Genomic DNA, 13,840 nt, shown 5'->3' on the forward strand with positions numbered 1-13,840 from the left:
GGCGTTTTTAGTGTGACAGTGGTGCGATGTACCACCGCCAATCACGCTTGTACCACCGAAAACCATGGCAACGATCAGAGCAAGGAAAAAGGCCGATGGGACGGTCAGCTACACCGTCCAGATCCGCCTCAAGAAAAAGGGTGTCTTAGTTTATCAAGAAGCCCAGACATTCGCCCGCAAGCAGGCCGCTCAAGCTTGGGCGAAGCGACGGGAGACCGAATTGGCGGTACCTGGCGCTATCGAGCGGGCCAGCCGCAAGGGGCATACGGTCAAGGACATGATCGAGCGCTACCTGGTCGAAGCCGAGAAAGCCCGGCCGCTGGGTGAGACGAAGCGGCGAACGTTGAATGCCATCAAGAACAGCTACTTGGGCGAGAAGGTGGATTCCGACCTCACCCAGCAGGTGCTGGTGGATTACGCGCTCTGGCGCATGAGTCCTGAAGGTGGAGGCATTAAACCGCAGACGGCCGGCAATGACCTGGCGCACCTGGGGTCGGTGCTGTCGCTGGCCAGGGCGGCCTGGGGTTATGAGATTGACGCGCAAGCAATGCCAGATGCGCGCCTCGTGCTGAAGAAATTCGGGTACAACCTAAAAAGCCGAGAGCGGGATCGGCGCCCTTCGCTGGATGAGATCGATAAGATGATGGAGCACTTCTTTGAGATGTTGCAGCGGCGTCCGAGCGTCATCCACATGCCTAAGGTAGTAGCGTTCGCGATTTTTTCGACCCGCCGAATGGACGAGATCACACGCATACGGTGGGATGATCTCGATGAGCACCGGCAGGCAGTGAAGGTGCGGGACATGAAAAACCCTGGTCAGAAGATCGGCAACGATGTCTGGTGTTACTTGCCGGATGAAGCGTGGATCATCGTGCAGAGCATGCCCAGAGCGTGTCGCGAGATATTCCCGTACAACACGGATTCAATCGGCACAGCCTGGTCGAAGGCATGCAAGATGAAAGGGATAGAGGATCTGCACTTCCACGACTTGCGTCACGAAGGGGTGAGTCGGTTGTTTGAAATGGACTGGGACATACCTAGGGTCTCAAGCGTATCTGGTCACCGTGATTGGAACTCGCTGCGGCGGTATACCCATTTGCGTGGGCGAGGGGATGGGTATAAAGGCTGGACGTGGCTGGATCGGATCATTCAGGCACCGGTTAAACTCGGCGCCCGTGCTGAGTAGCGGATGGGTAAAGATGCTACCTCGATAAGCGCTTACTGGTGGTAGGCATCGGCTGTGGGTCGATTGCGGTCAGTCGCGAACGGCTGCTCTCGACCCAAAGCCGCCCTTTGTGGAGGGCGCTAACGGCCAAAATCGGACAGTGATAGAAAAATAAATCTGTCGCCTTTCGATCGTCTTTTTTGGCTGTGGATTGTAAGCAGTGGCAATTGCGGGCAACGTTGTGCCGCTCAGTTATCACGACTTTAAAAATAAGGATTGGTTATGAAACTCAAGGAATGGGCTCAACTCGAGGCCCTTTATAAAATCAGTCGTAAACAACCCAATAAACACATCTTCAAACTCCATAATGCTCGCAAGTTATGGCCAATGTGGTCAGCTGTAGGGTCAACCGCATTGCTTTTTGTGTTCGCAATGTTCGGAATCAAGAACCCTACGCTAATTCCTTACACCTACATGGCACTGGCTCCTTGGGCTCTTCTGCTCTATGTCACGCGCCTTAAGGCATTGCGCATGGTTTACCCGAAGCAGTTTGAAGATCACGCGATTGACCAGCAGCCGAGCCTTGAGCGGGAAAACACCCTTTGTTATGCCTTCTTTCTGGAGGGATTACGCAAGGAGGGCTACACGGTAGAGAAACTACGCGAGTTGTCAGCTTATGCAGGTCTGATCGGAAAACCCGCCAGACCTGCTTTATCGCAAAACCTGAGTTTCGCCACTCTGATCGCCGTAATGATCGCGTTGTGCACGGAAATTATTAAAGCCACACCTTTGTTCACATTGGGCAAGGGCTCGGTGATCGTGGTGCTGGGTATGGGCGCACTGTTCTTGAACTGGCTGGTACTGGACGGTATTCGCAGCGTTTCCTACGAGCGGATGTGCATAAAACGCTATGTCGAAATGGCCGTTTTCGACTTGAATGATCTTCTTGAGAAGACCGCCGAGGTATCTGTGGTGCAGCAGCTACCGGTGATGTTGAGCATCGCAGAACGAGACAGTAGCGTCAGCCATGTCGCTGATTTGTCCTAGCTTTTTTGGCTGCGAGGTAGATGCAGCCTTTTCAAGGTATTTAGGTAGAACAGGCAACAAGTAACCTGTGGCGAGCGGGCTTGTCCCGCGTTTGGTTGCGAAGCAGCCCCAAAACCAGCAGTCGAAGAGAGCCTGACCACCGCATTCTTTCTTTTGGGGTCGCTTGGCAACCCAACTAAAAGGGGACAGATTTATTTACCGCTCCTCAGTCCGCTTCTGGCAGATTGCTGCCCCTCGTGAAGGGCAGCTTTGGGTCGATTGCGGTCACTCGAGAAGGGCAGCTATCGACCCGAAGCGGCCATTCACTGACGCTATTTTTTATACTCTTGGCCTTGCCGTTCCCTGGTGGAATGCCATTTGCCAATCGTCTCCCACCTGGCGCCATATTGAGCTTCTCAAAGATTCGCTGCTGCCGCTCGGACTAAGGACAGTGCATCGATAGGTGGTCAGCACCACTTTATCGGACAGGATGCGTATCTGAAAATCGTTGATCTGACGCTGGACAAAGTCCTGCTCCAGCAAGGCGTCAATGATCTGTGTTCGGTTCCAAACGGCACCATTCGCGCCAAATTCCACAAAATCTGGAGCCAGCAAGCTTTTCAGTATGTCGCGATCAAGGCGAGACTCGCGTTCAAGAAGACGTACTTCCAGCGCGTGAATGGCTGACTCCAGCCATTCCTTCGAAACACTCATGTGGTTGACCTCCTTGTGCGAAGCGTTAAACCCCCGATAGGCATGGCTGGATGGAACCAGGCCGTTACTGTTGGTCTGAGAACACCACCGAAACAGTTTGTGTGGTTGGGAAGCAGGAAAAATTTGCTGATGCCGCCATAAGCGCCAGTTGATCGTAACTCGCCAACTGGCATGGCGCATGCAAAAGTCTACGCATTACCCTTTTAGATCTGATCACATGGATAGCATCAGCTTGTTATCCAAGCTCCTTGTTCGCAAGCCTGTCAGTGATGATGCCGCTGCCATTGCCATCCTTCACATCCGCAGTTGGCAAAGCGCCTACGAAGGGCTGTTGTCAAAACGATACCTGAGTTCCTTGGACACCAGTGTGGAGCGCCGTGTGGTGTTCCTGAAGAAGGCAATCGAGTCTGACAGCCCGTCAATTCGCGTTGCCGAATTGGATGGGCAAGTGGTTGGCTGGGTTTCCTTCGGCCCTAGCCGTGGTCAGGATGCTCCCACCGGCACTGCTGAACTGATGGCAATCTACCTCGACCCGACATTCTGGGCGTGTGGTATTGGTACGGCTCTATGGGCAGAGGCCCGGCAGGCATTGAGGGGTCATGGCTATCAACAGGTTTGTGCGTGGGTGCTTGATGGCAACGAGCGAGCCACACGCTTTTACTGCAAGCATGGTTTTTCAGCGCAGGCAGGAAGCCAACGCATCTTTGAAGAAAATGGTGAACCCCTCCCGCTTACTCGCTATTGCTTGATGCTCGACTCATGACGAAACAGGTCGCTCTGCGTGCATTCACTCAGACCGATCAAGCGGCGCTGGAGCGCTGGGCAAGTGATACGCGTGCTTCGCACTACATGGCACGAACACAACCCAGTCGAAAGGCATTGCTGTGGCAAGTTATCGTTGTCGATGGGCGAGACATCGGCACGATCTGGATAGAGTCCTGCGACCATCCAGCCCATGCCAGCCTTGGCGTGCTCCTAGGTGACACCGCTCTGATGGGGCAAGGGATCGGACGACGAGCCATACAGCTTGCGCTTGATCAACTGGCTGCAGACCACTGCCTGCTGGCAGTAACGCTAAATGTACGGTCAACCAATATGCGCGCCGTCAAATGCTACCTGGGTTGTGGTTTTCGTGTTTGCGACAGATTTGTTCGCACATCCGCCACAGGTAGTTATGAGGTTCTAAGAATGATCAAGGATTTGACCGTTCCTTCAATGTCCCCTTTGGGTCGAAAGCGCTCTGTCGTGACCGGCTGCTTTCGACCCATTGCGGCCATTGATAATGGCATAGGCAGCATGCAGCAGACCCAGGAAAGATTAACTAGCCCTCCCCATGCGTCTTTTAACTTTGTAACAGTCATTAACATCTAGAGCCTTCTGGTAATACTCTGTACGTTGCGCGCGATTACTGTCACCCTGTAACCGATATATTTCTGCTTGATAGTCACGACTGCTGCCCCATTGCATGGCCAGGCCCACAGGTTCTTCACGACGGCATTCAAGTTTCACAACCGGCTGGGGAAAGTATTTTTCATAAATGGGCATACTGACCTCGATGGCCTGTAGCGCAGTTTGGTATTGAGGCGTGTCGATAAACTTCAAACACCAAGATGAAATTTCGAGAGCGGGCGGAGCAAAGCCATGAGCAAGGCTTTGCTCAAACAAGGGGCAAGCCTTTTCTTTTATGACATCGCTTGGGTATAGCATCACATAGATCAAACCGAGACGGTATTGAGCTACGGGATGGCCAAGGGTGGCTGCCTGTTCAAGCAAAGTTATCGCAGGTTTGAGCAGTGCACCAGCTTCGTCGACCAAGGCCATAGAGCGCTCCTTCTCCTCCGCGTTCGCGCTAGGAGCGTTGGTCGGAACTGCTTCGAGCTTATTATTTGCTTGTTGCAAATAAGGAACAGCCTGTTGATAGAGTTTTTCACCGCGAGGATCGAGGTGAAACGCGCTCGCCATGCAAAATTGGGGCAGCATGGATACTAACAGAACATAGCTCCAGCGATGGAGAAACATAGATTGTCTTCCCTGTATCACACGTGTTTGAGAGTTGAGATGAATAGGCCAGTGGTCACTAAGGGGCAGTGTCAGCTCAAAGCAAGCACCAGTACCAGCGCAACAAACGCCATGAAGACATAGTTGAGCGGCGTGAGGCGCGCATTGCTGCGACCCTCGGGGTCGCCGGCAGCAGCGTTCAGCGCACGCTGGCCCAGCCACGTGATCCAGCCGGTGATCGGCAGTATCCCCAGACTAACTATGTCGGTAATGGGAAGACCGATGTTCCGGCGCGATAGGGCGTCGGCAAGGTTGCTGATGAGCATACCAATCACGAACAGCGTTGCCAGCGCGCGAGGGCGCCATTGAAAGTCGTGGCCGTCACGTTTGAGCTGGGCATCGGCCTGGCGGTAGAGGGCGTGGGTGAAAAACAGCGCAAACAGTGCCCGGGCTACCGGCCACTGTTTTTCGCCGGTGCTGCGTTCGAACTGCTTCCAGTTCTTGAAGGCCCAGTACAGCTGATACAGCCCCAGCGACAGAATCCAGAGAGTGAGGAATTTTCCTTTGGACACCACATAGAACGGGCGGTGTTCGGTTGCCCAGGGGGTGGTCAAGCTTAGCTGCTCGGGCGGGTGGGTGGTGTCGGGCACGGTCACTCCTTTGGTTGGGCCGAAGAAATATAACCGCGCACGTTAACGCATGTCCCGAGGTTAGGCCACCTTGTGCCAGGCGATGCCGGCATTTCCCTCGGCGGCGCGTGCTGAGTCACAGGTGATGGCAACGATCGGAACGCAGGCGCTCCTCGGAGGTGAATAGTGTTAGAAGCATTGCAGGGTACTGTCGACGAAGCGCGCGCAGCCGATAGCTGTCACCAGTCTTCTGTTACGATCGACTGTCAGATGCTGTTTTTCCAGCGTCTGCAATGGGTCGGATGCAGACTCCCCTACCTGCCTCGCAGCTTGTTGAGGGCAGTGTAGGACACCTCGCACGCCAGTCCGCTACTAGGGCTCGGTCATAAGCTTCGCCAACTCTCCCGCTCTCGCGTCAGTCCGTGTGAGCAGGTCGGAGAGCATCATGGTGGCGCGTGTGGATGCCTGGCCTCGGGCAGCAACAGCAGGATTTGCGCTGCAGGCACCTGGTCGCTCTGCCAGTCTGGCTGCATCGTCATGCAGCCGCCGGCCAGCATGACCAGCATCCGCAACAACCCTCTGTTCCCTCTGATCATTCCTCGCATTCTCCTGCAAGGCACGGCGCGGCTTGCCTGAGTCACTAGGTGCGCCTGTACTACCGCAAGTTCTCAGGCCAATGTTTCCCTTTCGCCTTCCCTTAGCCAAAGCAAGAGCTTCACGATCTGAAGCCAAAGTCGATCGTCAAGCAGGTACTGTAGAACCCAAGGTGGTGGCCACTTGACATACCCAAAGCATCAGCTATCAGTAAAGATTACGTTGCATGGTGGAGCATATAAGCGATGGCAGAAATCACAATCTATCTAAAAAGCGGATCATCTATAACCATCCAAACATATTCAGCGAACGCCCATGAGTTATTGACAGATTACGAGCAATTTTTGAACAACCAGAATCAAAATGTTAGACCCTACCAAATATCAACACCAAACGGCCTGATTCTTTTGAATTTCAACGAAATTGAAGCAGTTAGCGCAGCAACTTAGAATAACTATAAAAAGGAAGCTCTTTATGAAGCATCTTGTTTTTATTTTGACTTCGCTAACATTGGCAGGCTGCCCTTTCCCCAAGGGGGATCTTGATCAAAAATGGGTTGGTGCAATAAATGAGTACGGCATCAACCCCATGTTTCCACCAAAGGAAGATTACTACATAGGAAACGTTTACCTACACGCATACAACAAGGCATGCGAAGGAAAAGAAAAATATCAATCAAAAGGATGCGACTTTACAACTGTGAGAATCGGCCAGCTCCCACCTGACGACATACTTAAGTTACTAGAAAGCAATTATGGAAATACTTGGAGCTTTAAAGCAGCTAGCGACAACTGCACCATAGCTCTCAAAGCAGATCAAGATGGCAAGGCAAATAAAGACGACGAAGTCAATAAGGACGACGTAAACGCAAATACTGGATCTGACAAACTGCCAGATTATATTGCTAAGCCCGGCCGTGGTTGTTATGCATCCGACGAAATTAAACCAGCCGCAAAAAGCATGTACCTACGCCGAGTAGGCTTCCCTGATTTCTATAAAAACATGAGCACTGGCGGTAGTTTGGCAGCATCACTGCCCATTAATGGCTTACCAAATCTAGGGATGGGCGTGAACGATGTGAAATCTATTTCCGTTTCCATACCTGCCGCTCAATATTACTCAGTTAGTCCGATCGAGTTAATTTCCTATCTTCGCAGAAACAAGGAGGTGACAATTAACCCAACGCAAAAACTGAAAGGCCTCAACAATAGCACCACCATGAGTGCAATACGCACACTTTGTGACGATTGCAAAGCATTGATAATAATACCATATGAGATCTACTACTCCACAATATTTGATGTTGAATATTCTGGCGACTTCAGTACAGACGTAGGATTCACGAGAAGTCGCACCCCTGAAGACGCTGAGGCGCCTTATAAAGCACCTACAGCAGATAATAAAATAAATATCGACGAACTATTGTCAAATCCGACCACAGGAAATTTCGGAATTTCAGCAAAGATCACCCACGCCTCAAAAGAAAAAGTCGGAATAAGGAGAACTTTTGATACTCCGCTTGCCGTAGGGTATCGAGGTCTTAGCCTTGAGCTCTCCAAAGTAGATGACTGGCTTGATGGAAAAGAAGGGATTCTTCCTGCACCTCACCCAGGTGATATCCCAATGCTCCTAAAGAGAGAAAAAACTTCAAGCATACTCGAACGATTACTCAATTAAAGTTGATGACTCTCCTCTACTGGAGCAGCGCGAACGAGACCATGAAATTGAAAGGGCGAAAGCGCCAACTGATCGCGCCAGCCTCCCGTCTGCGGCGACGAAGTACGCCATCAGGTCCTCAATCTTGTTTTCTCGCTGGCCGTAGCCAGCACCGGGGATATGGCTGTGGCGACGCGGCCGGCGTGCACGCCAGGCACGGTGCCACGCTCTTTTATCAATTGCAGCGCCAGCTTGTCCCGGCTGTTGAAACAGAGAAAGGGCAGCCCTTGGTCCATACCGCCGAAACCTTCTCAATCCGCTGACGTGGCCTATACGTCTGATGCTGGTGCAGCGGGAATGTTGGGGGCCATGCTTGAAAGTCTGCTATGGGTCGTTAGCTGCCCTCGCCAAATGCCGGTCCGGGTTGATCGTCGACGATGTCGACCGCCACCGGCACCTGGCCAGGCGAGGTGCAATCTCCCGGTTAGCCGGCCCGCAGCGTCTTGTTCAATTGCGCACACTCCTTACGGGCAGCCTCCCGCTGCTGATCCAAGTAATGCGCCAGGTCGGCAATATGAATGCCTCGTGCGCTCTTCTGGCTTGCCTCGAGCCTGGTGATAGGAAGCTTGATTTGTCCGGCAAGAACCTTCCGCTGAAACATGTCAGGGGTCAGGTGGGTGAAGTAGTCGGTGCACACCTGGGCGATTGGGATGATGGCGAGTCCGTTGTATTGCGCCATCAGAACGAAAACAGTGTTCATGCGCGCCTCCCCAGTGCTCGTTTTGCGGCCACATTGGCCATGTAGGCTGCCCATTTATCGCTCTCGCGCAGTTGGCGGATCCGACTGCATTTCGAATGTCGTCTGGTCGACCTGCCTTTGCCGCAGATATCACAGATGGCGGGCAGGTCGAGGCTGTGCGATGCCATTGGTGGTCGAATTCGCTCAGCCATGGCGTGTCTCATCGGTAGCGAAGTCGGCAACAGTGCACCCCTTCGGGACAACTCGGCTGGCGATAGTAAGCATGTCGGCGGTGACAGGTGTGCTGCGCAGTTGGGCAGCCATGTGCGGCGGGAGCTGATGAACTGATGGCCGCCATGTTGTCGGCCACCCAGCGAAAGGAGGGGAAGCGTTATGGCTAACGATGAGTTTCTGCCCGGCCTGGTGCTGCCGGCCGGCTATCACGGCGCTCTGCGCCAACGCCTGGCCGAGATGGCCAATGCCGGCACGGCCGTCAACTGCCTCATTGCCCAGGCCCGCGCCGAAGGCATGGTCGAAGCCCTGGAACTGGTCAAGGCGCGGGACAGTTCGCGCATCGAGCGCCTGTATCAGCTGGTGATCGACACCGCCACGGCGCGCCTGGACGCACTGCGGCGGGAGGGCGGCGCATGATCGGCCAGGCCGTCGAAAGCCACACCCTGCGGGTGCTGGCCAGCACCCGCCAGGTGCGTGACGCCGTGGCCGGGCGGTATGAGCTGGACCGCAGCCAGTGGACGCTGGGCATTCGCGTCGGCGGGCCTTCGGCGCGGCTGATCCCGGTGCGCTCCAAGCGCGAGCCGGTAAAGACCTGGGCCAGCCTAGATACCCTGGTCAAGTTTGCCGAGGAGTGCGGCCTGGACGGCCTGCGTATCGAGCTGTGATGCGTGCTGGAGATATTCACCCGCCGGTGGGTCGACACCTTGGGCGGACTGGTGATTGGCGCGGTGACATGATGTGAGTAGGCTCTTGAAAATATGGCGGCATAATGCCACTCTGAGTTTTTGGAGTTATTAGGGCTTAAGTCCTTCTGTTTGCAATTTAATAGGGCAATAACGATGGAACGTAGTGAAATTCGTGAATCCACCAAGATCACTTTGCTGAATAAAGTTCGTACACATGATTACGGCCAATATTTGTATAAGGCCAGCATACAAAAAATTCGAGGTTTTGTTGGTGAGGATATTTCGTTCGAGTTTCCAGTTACTGCTTTGATTGGGCCTAATGGAAGCGGAAAATCATCGGTACTGGGTGTGGCGGGATGCGCTTATAAACCAATTAAGCCGGGGAATTTTTTTCCAAAAAGTGCTATTGGTGATGAGTCGATGGCGGGATGGAGGATTGAATATGAAATTGTTGATAAGAAGGTAAATCCTCGGCAGTTGGTCAGAAGGACAAGCAGTTTTCGACAGGCGAAGTGGGCAAGGGATGAAGTTTTAGATCGTCCGGTACTATTTTTTGGGATCGAGCGAACTGTTCCTGCTGCCGAGAAGACAAAGTACAAAAAGCTTACTAAGTCTTCCTATATACATAAGAGTGCATTGGTGCCTCTCGGTCCAAGTGTGATCCAGCAAATTGAGCATGTTCTAGGGAAATCTGTTGAAGGTTTTAGGATTACCTCAATTAGTGATGGTCAGCAGTTTCTAATTGGAAGGACAGGCGATAACCAGTATTCAGAGTTCCATTTTGGAGCTGGTGAATCCTCGATTATTAGGATGATTTTGGAGATTGAGCAGGCTCCATCGAACTCGCTAATTTTAATCGAAGAAATCGAGAATGGCTTGCATCCAATTGCAACTCGGCGAATGGTTGAATACTTAATTGATGTTGCTGAGCGTAAATCGCTGCAGGCGGTGTTCACGACCCACAGTGATTACGCGCTTGCCCCGCTTCCGAATGAAGCGATTTGGGCAAGTATTTCTGGTAAGTTAAAGCAAGGAAAGCTATCAGTTGAGGCACTTCGTGCGGTGTCAGGCAGAGTCGATAAGCGGCTTGCAATTTTTGTTGAGGATGAGTTTGCGAAGGCTTGGGTAGAAAGTGTTCTGAGAGAAATGCTTGGGGTGGCATTTGAGCAGGTTGAAATTCATGCCGTCGCCGGCGACGGTACTGCAGTATCCACACATAGAAGTCATTCAAAGAATCCGTCGATTAAATTCAAATCACTTTGTATTATCGATGGTGACTCGGAGCAGACTGGTGATGATGATCCTGAAAGCGGGATAATTAGGCTGCCTGGAGATCAACCGGAGCTTTCAGTATTTGAATCAGTGCGTGAAGATTTGGGCACAGATCTAGTCGTGCTGACCATTTCTTGTCAGCGGCCTCCGGAGGCGCAGTCTCAGGTTGCTGGAGCGGTCGAAGAAGTGATCCGAACAAATAGGGATCCTCATCTACTATATGTACAGCTCGGTATGAAGATAGGGCTAGTACCTGAGGCCATAGTTAGAGGAGCGTTTTTCGCTCTCTGGATTAGGAAGAATCGCGAATTCTGCGAGATGCTATCACTCCGCATACGTGGACTGTTGTCAGTTTAGTTGAGTCTGAGAGGGCTTCAATGAGAGGGATGTTTGCTAACTACTTTGGTTTCGATGACCAAGCGAAGCAGAAGCTTTGGGATGATTGCATCTTTGTTTTTGATACCAATGTGCTTACTAGTTTGTATAAGCGATCCGACGAAGCACGGGAAGCTTTGCTAAAGATAATCGAGACACTAGGCGAGAGGGTCTGGATACCGCATCAGGTTATATATGAGTTTTTGCGGAACAGACCATCAATAGTCCACGAGCAGTCGTGTATGTATGCGGAGTCTACAAAAAAGCTGTCAGATTTTCTGGCGGAGTTGGAATCGAATACAAAACATCCATTTCTTGATAGTCAGCTGCATCGTAATTTTGTTGAGGTTTCTTGCAGGGTTATTTCTGCGTTGGAAGATAAAGCAAAATATTACGAAGACAGAGTGGTCAGAGACGATGTAAAGGAGAGATTGGCTGACTTGCTGGAAGGTAAGGTGGGCGACGCATATGATGAAAACAAACTCAAGGAGCTCCTTAAGTTTGGTGAAGGTCGCTATGCTAATCACATCCCTCCAGGTTACGAAGATGCTGGTAAATATAAAAATTCTACAGTCTTTGAGCACGTGCGCGCGCGCTATGGCGATCTTATTGTGTGGCGTCAGTTAATTGATTATGCAAAGGCGCATTCTTCGTCGATTATATTGATTACAGGGGATCAAAAGGATGACTGGTGGCTAAGGGTCGGAGGAAAGACTTTGAGTCCGCGCCCTGAGTTGATTTCTGAGTTTAAAGCAGAAGCTGGCGCTGATTTTTACATGTATAGTCATAGCAATTTCCTGAGCCTTGCTAATGATTATCTCCATCAGCGAACATCTGCTTCTGTAATCAAGGAGATTGAGGATGCAGCCCTTGAAGTTGAAGTAAGTAACGATGATGTGCTCGACTTACCTTGGGAGCAACCTTCCTCGCCCAAGTCGCTGGATCAAATTCTCATGCAGCAGGAAGTCCTGAGAGGCCAGCTTGCTGCCACGTCGACTTCCATCAAGGCACTCAAGAAATTAATAGCTACCTCAAATTCTTCGAGTCTTGTGTCACGTCTCAAAGATCGTTGTAATCATAAGGAGTCAGAAATGGCTTATTTAATGCAACAGCTAGCCGAGTGTGCTAACGAGATCGACTCGATGAGACGGTCTTCTCTCGATTCCCTTGTTTGACATACTGACGTCACGGAGGGAAGTGCTATCTCAAGTGCTTCCCTGCGTCTGTAGCGGGCTGTCTACGTCCCAGCGTCATCTCCCCGAGCCACGGAAAGTGGATGGTACAAAAATGGTACGAGGGATAACTGATGCCCATAAAGGTATTGAGTTTATTGCCTTTCAGCAAGAGTGCCCCCAATCCATCATCGGCGCAACGGAAAAACGCCGGGAGAGTGGGGCGGGTGCGGAGATCGGGGACATTGGGGTAGAGAATCGGTGTGGCTGGGAGGTGAGAGAGTTTATCAGGAATGACCGCTTGGGCTGAGTGATATCCGGGAGTACAACCTCATCCAGTGTGGGATTAAGCAAGACAGCCCTGAAATGGGCTGATAGCATCTGGCTATCAGTCAAAGTAAGGAAGGGACCCCATGCTGAAGAAAGTCGCATCATCCATTCTCGTGGCCGGCGCCTTGCTCGCCTCCGCTCAGGGGGCTCTCGCCGAAGAAAAGCTGTTCAAGAACTACGTCTACCAGACCCCGCTCGCAAAATTCACTAAAGCTGCAGGTTACTACGACTGCTCCAAAGACGTCGGCGGGACCGCGAGGTGTATCGACGATGTAGATTTCCTGGAAGAGAAATTCACCGTCGCACTGATCTTCTCCGGTGGCAAGCTGATGATGGTTTCACTGATCAGCCCGTTTGATCAAAACGCCTATGTCAAAGCTATCGCGGGGCTTTCCAACTCGTTCACGCTGGTTTCCATGAACGATGAAAAGTCCATCCTGGATGTGTTTGATACTGCGAGAAAGTCGAGAAGCCAAGAAGAACTGACGACGAAGATTTCCAACTTTGAGCAGGTCGCTCTGGCATCTGGCAGTCTGACTTACACCTTTCTCGAAGGGCTGAGCGCTGACGGGCAGACCAATGCTGTTAGTGCGTTGGCTGCTGCACCGGAGAATGTTCGGTCCGCTGAGTTGGTGATGGTTGGGCAAGGTGCGGGTGCGGGGATGGTTATTCGGTTTACGTTTCCTCGGTTAGAGGAAAATAAGGTTCTGGCTGAGGCCAAGAAGCCTGTTGAGTCGTTTTGATGTGTTGATGGGTTGCTCCTTAGTGACATTGTGGGCTGGGGCAACGATCGGAACATGAAAACGGCCGGTGGCGCGGTCAGTCAGTCCGCGCAGATCGGCCTAGAGAAAAAGTTTGCCTTGGTTTTGCAAGAGTGCCGGGCGTTCGTCCGTTACCAAAGAGGATTTCAAGTGCTCTTCAAGCTTCCGACCCTGGTGCTCGGCCTTGCGCTGGGCGCCACGGCCCAGGCCGCCCCCAGCGCCGAAACCGAGGCGGTGTACCAGCGGGCCAAGCAAATGGCTCTGGCCAACGAGCACTGGATTGACCGGCTGGTGGAACAGGAGAAAAACGGCCAACTGGACAAGCAGATCATGATAGAGGCCATGGCGGATCTGCAGGGCAAGCTCGCCGTCTTCGAAGCCGGGACTGTCAGATTTTTTGTGTGCGGGCCGGTAACGGCCTGCCGTTAGGCAGGCCCTGATTTTCACCAGGTCGGCCTGATGAACCGATCTCCGTACAGAACCGCAAAT

At 52.2% G+C, this 13,840-nt stretch carries 17 protein-coding genes; 11 read left to right on the top strand and 6 right to left on the bottom strand.

All coding sequences use genetic code 11. From position 1 onward, the window contains the following. Positions 1 to 64 precede the first annotated feature (64 nt). Positions 65 to 1,186, top strand: coding sequence for a site-specific integrase (locus tag ABE528_RS24795; protein WP_346654330.1), 1,122 nt, complete (start codon positions 65 to 67; stop codon positions 1,184 to 1,186). A 261-nt stretch (positions 1,187 to 1,447) separates the two neighbouring features. After that, a complete protein-coding gene (locus ABE528_RS24800) occupies positions 1,448 to 2,212 on the top strand; it encodes a hypothetical protein (RefSeq protein ID WP_346654331.1) in 765 nt (254 codons plus the stop codon). Between the two features lie 318 nt (positions 2,213 to 2,530). Here the strand turns inward: ABE528_RS24800 and ABE528_RS24805 are convergent, their stop codons facing one another. Then, positions 2,531 to 2,905, bottom strand: coding sequence for a nuclear transport factor 2 family protein (locus ABE528_RS24805; RefSeq protein ID WP_346654332.1), 375 nt, complete (start codon positions 2,903 to 2,905; stop codon positions 2,531 to 2,533). A gap of 217 nt (positions 2,906 to 3,122) precedes the next feature. Between ABE528_RS24805 and ABE528_RS24810 the strand changes: the two genes are divergently transcribed. Both ABE528_RS24810 and ABE528_RS24815 read left to right on the top strand, forming a co-directional pair. After that, on the top strand, positions 3,123 to 3,668 hold the full coding sequence (locus ABE528_RS24810; protein ID WP_346654333.1) for a GNAT family N-acetyltransferase: 546 nt from the start codon (positions 3,123 to 3,125) through the stop codon (positions 3,666 to 3,668). Beyond that, positions 3,665 to 4,276 carry a GNAT family N-acetyltransferase gene (locus ABE528_RS24815; RefSeq protein ID WP_346654334.1) on the top strand — a complete coding sequence of 204 codons (612 nt, stop codon included), beginning with the start codon at positions 3,665 to 3,667 and terminating at the stop codon, positions 4,274 to 4,276. The genes ABE528_RS24810 and ABE528_RS24815 overlap by 4 nt, the downstream gene beginning before the upstream one ends. Here ABE528_RS24815 and ABE528_RS24820 read toward each other — a convergent pair. From ABE528_RS24820 to ABE528_RS24830, 3 genes are all read right to left on the bottom strand, one after another. Further along, positions 4,223 to 4,924, bottom strand: coding sequence for a hypothetical protein (locus tag ABE528_RS24820; RefSeq protein ID WP_346654335.1), 702 nt, complete (start codon positions 4,922 to 4,924; stop codon positions 4,223 to 4,225). The two genes, ABE528_RS24815 and ABE528_RS24820, sit on opposite strands and share 54 nt — an antisense overlap. Before the next feature lie 71 nt (positions 4,925 to 4,995). Further along, entirely contained in the window at positions 4,996 to 5,553 is a 558-nt protein-coding gene (locus tag ABE528_RS24825) for a hypothetical protein (protein ID WP_346654336.1), read from the bottom strand. A gap of 351 nt (positions 5,554 to 5,904) precedes the next feature. After that, complete coding sequence (locus ABE528_RS24830) at positions 5,905 to 6,264, bottom strand: DUF2514 family protein (RefSeq protein ID WP_346654337.1); 360 nt, start codon at positions 6,262 to 6,264, stop codon at positions 5,905 to 5,907. Between the two features lie 336 nt (positions 6,265 to 6,600). Between ABE528_RS24830 and ABE528_RS24835 the strand changes: the two genes are divergently transcribed. Beyond that, positions 6,601 to 7,803, top strand: coding sequence for a hypothetical protein (locus ABE528_RS24835; protein ID WP_346654338.1), 1,203 nt, complete (start codon positions 6,601 to 6,603; stop codon positions 7,801 to 7,803). A gap of 463 nt (positions 7,804 to 8,266) precedes the next feature. Here the strand turns inward: ABE528_RS24835 and ABE528_RS24840 are convergent, their stop codons facing one another. Together ABE528_RS24840 and ABE528_RS24845 are read right to left on the bottom strand one after the other, a co-directional pair. Continuing rightward, positions 8,267 to 8,542 carry a pyocin activator PrtN family protein gene (locus tag ABE528_RS24840; protein WP_346654339.1) on the bottom strand — a complete coding sequence of 92 codons (276 nt, stop codon included), beginning with the start codon at positions 8,540 to 8,542 and terminating at the stop codon, positions 8,267 to 8,269. Further along, on the bottom strand, positions 8,539 to 8,733 hold the full coding sequence (locus ABE528_RS24845) for a hypothetical protein (protein ID WP_346654340.1): 195 nt from the start codon (positions 8,731 to 8,733) through the stop codon (positions 8,539 to 8,541). The genes ABE528_RS24840 and ABE528_RS24845 overlap by 4 nt, the downstream gene beginning before the upstream one ends. Before the next feature lie 181 nt (positions 8,734 to 8,914). Here ABE528_RS24845 and ABE528_RS24850 point away from each other — a divergent pair, with 181 nt between their 5' ends. The 6 genes from ABE528_RS24850 to ABE528_RS24875 all read left to right on the top strand — a co-directional run bounded on the left by ABE528_RS24850 (position 8,915) and on the right by ABE528_RS24875 (position 13,780). Then, positions 8,915 to 9,172, top strand: a complete 258-nt coding sequence (locus ABE528_RS24850) for a hypothetical protein (RefSeq protein ID WP_346654341.1) — start codon at positions 8,915 to 8,917, stop codon at positions 9,170 to 9,172. Then, the gene (locus ABE528_RS24855) at positions 9,169 to 9,420 is read left to right on the top strand and encodes a hypothetical protein (RefSeq protein ID WP_346654342.1); all 252 of its coding nucleotides are present in this window, start codon (positions 9,169 to 9,171) and stop codon (positions 9,418 to 9,420) included. Before ABE528_RS24850 ends, ABE528_RS24855 begins: the two co-directional genes overlap by 4 nt. A 174-nt stretch (positions 9,421 to 9,594) precedes the next feature. Next, a complete protein-coding gene (locus tag ABE528_RS24860; protein WP_346654343.1) occupies positions 9,595 to 11,070 on the top strand; it encodes an AAA family ATPase in 1,476 nt (491 codons plus the stop codon). Positions 11,071 to 11,099: 29 nt separating this feature from the next. Further along, a complete protein-coding gene (locus tag ABE528_RS24865; protein WP_346654344.1) occupies positions 11,100 to 12,263 on the top strand; it encodes a PIN domain-containing protein in 1,164 nt (387 codons plus the stop codon). A gap of 410 nt (positions 12,264 to 12,673) precedes the next feature. Then, positions 12,674 to 13,333 (top strand): hypothetical protein, encoded by a 660-nt coding sequence (locus ABE528_RS24870; RefSeq protein WP_152956172.1) that lies wholly within the window; start codon positions 12,674 to 12,676, stop codon positions 13,331 to 13,333. A 54-nt stretch (positions 13,334 to 13,387) separates the two neighbouring features. After that, positions 13,388 to 13,780: a hypothetical protein gene (locus tag ABE528_RS24875; protein ID WP_346654345.1), complete on the top strand. Its 393-nt coding sequence runs from the start codon at positions 13,388 to 13,390 to the stop codon at positions 13,778 to 13,780. Positions 13,781 to 13,840 lie beyond the last annotated feature (60 nt).

Source organism: Pseudomonas sp. TWI628, from assembly GCF_039673865.1.
Taxonomy (GTDB): Bacteria; Pseudomonadota; Gammaproteobacteria; order Pseudomonadales; family Pseudomonadaceae; genus Aquipseudomonas.

Excerpts from the sequence above, each read along its gene's own strand:
- ABE528_RS24835 (WP_346654338.1), top strand. The coding sequence starts at position 6,601 with ATGAAGCATCTTGTTTTTATTTTGACTTCGCTAACATTGGCAGGCTGC.
- ABE528_RS24840 (WP_346654339.1), bottom strand. The coding sequence starts at position 8,542 with ATGAACACTGTTTTCGTTCTGATGGCGCAATACAACGGACTCGCCATC.
- ABE528_RS24850 (WP_346654341.1), top strand. The coding sequence starts at position 8,915 with ATGGCTAACGATGAGTTTCTGCCCGGCCTGGTGCTGCCGGCCGGCTAT.
- ABE528_RS24855 (WP_346654342.1), top strand. The coding sequence starts at position 9,169 with ATGATCGGCCAGGCCGTCGAAAGCCACACCCTGCGGGTGCTGGCCAGC.
- ABE528_RS24845 (WP_346654340.1), bottom strand. The coding sequence starts at position 8,733 with ATGGCTGAGCGAATTCGACCACCAATGGCATCGCACAGCCTCGACCTG.
- ABE528_RS24805 (WP_346654332.1), bottom strand. The coding sequence starts at position 2,905 with ATGAGTGTTTCGAAGGAATGGCTGGAGTCAGCCATTCACGCGCTGGAA.
- ABE528_RS24870 (WP_152956172.1), top strand. The coding sequence starts at position 12,674 with ATGCTGAAGAAAGTCGCATCATCCATTCTCGTGGCCGGCGCCTTGCTC.
- ABE528_RS24800 (WP_346654331.1), top strand. The coding sequence starts at position 1,448 with ATGAAACTCAAGGAATGGGCTCAACTCGAGGCCCTTTATAAAATCAGT.
- ABE528_RS24860 (WP_346654343.1), top strand. The coding sequence starts at position 9,595 with ATGGAACGTAGTGAAATTCGTGAATCCACCAAGATCACTTTGCTGAAT.
- ABE528_RS24795 (WP_346654330.1), top strand. The coding sequence starts at position 65 with ATGGCAACGATCAGAGCAAGGAAAAAGGCCGATGGGACGGTCAGCTAC.
- ABE528_RS24875 (WP_346654345.1), top strand. The coding sequence starts at position 13,388 with ATGAAAACGGCCGGTGGCGCGGTCAGTCAGTCCGCGCAGATCGGCCTA.
- ABE528_RS24810 (WP_346654333.1), top strand. The coding sequence starts at position 3,123 with ATGGATAGCATCAGCTTGTTATCCAAGCTCCTTGTTCGCAAGCCTGTC.
- ABE528_RS24815 (WP_346654334.1), top strand. The coding sequence starts at position 3,665 with ATGACGAAACAGGTCGCTCTGCGTGCATTCACTCAGACCGATCAAGCG.
- ABE528_RS24865 (WP_346654344.1), top strand. The coding sequence starts at position 11,100 with ATGTTTGCTAACTACTTTGGTTTCGATGACCAAGCGAAGCAGAAGCTT.
- ABE528_RS24820 (WP_346654335.1), bottom strand. The coding sequence starts at position 4,924 with ATGTTTCTCCATCGCTGGAGCTATGTTCTGTTAGTATCCATGCTGCCC.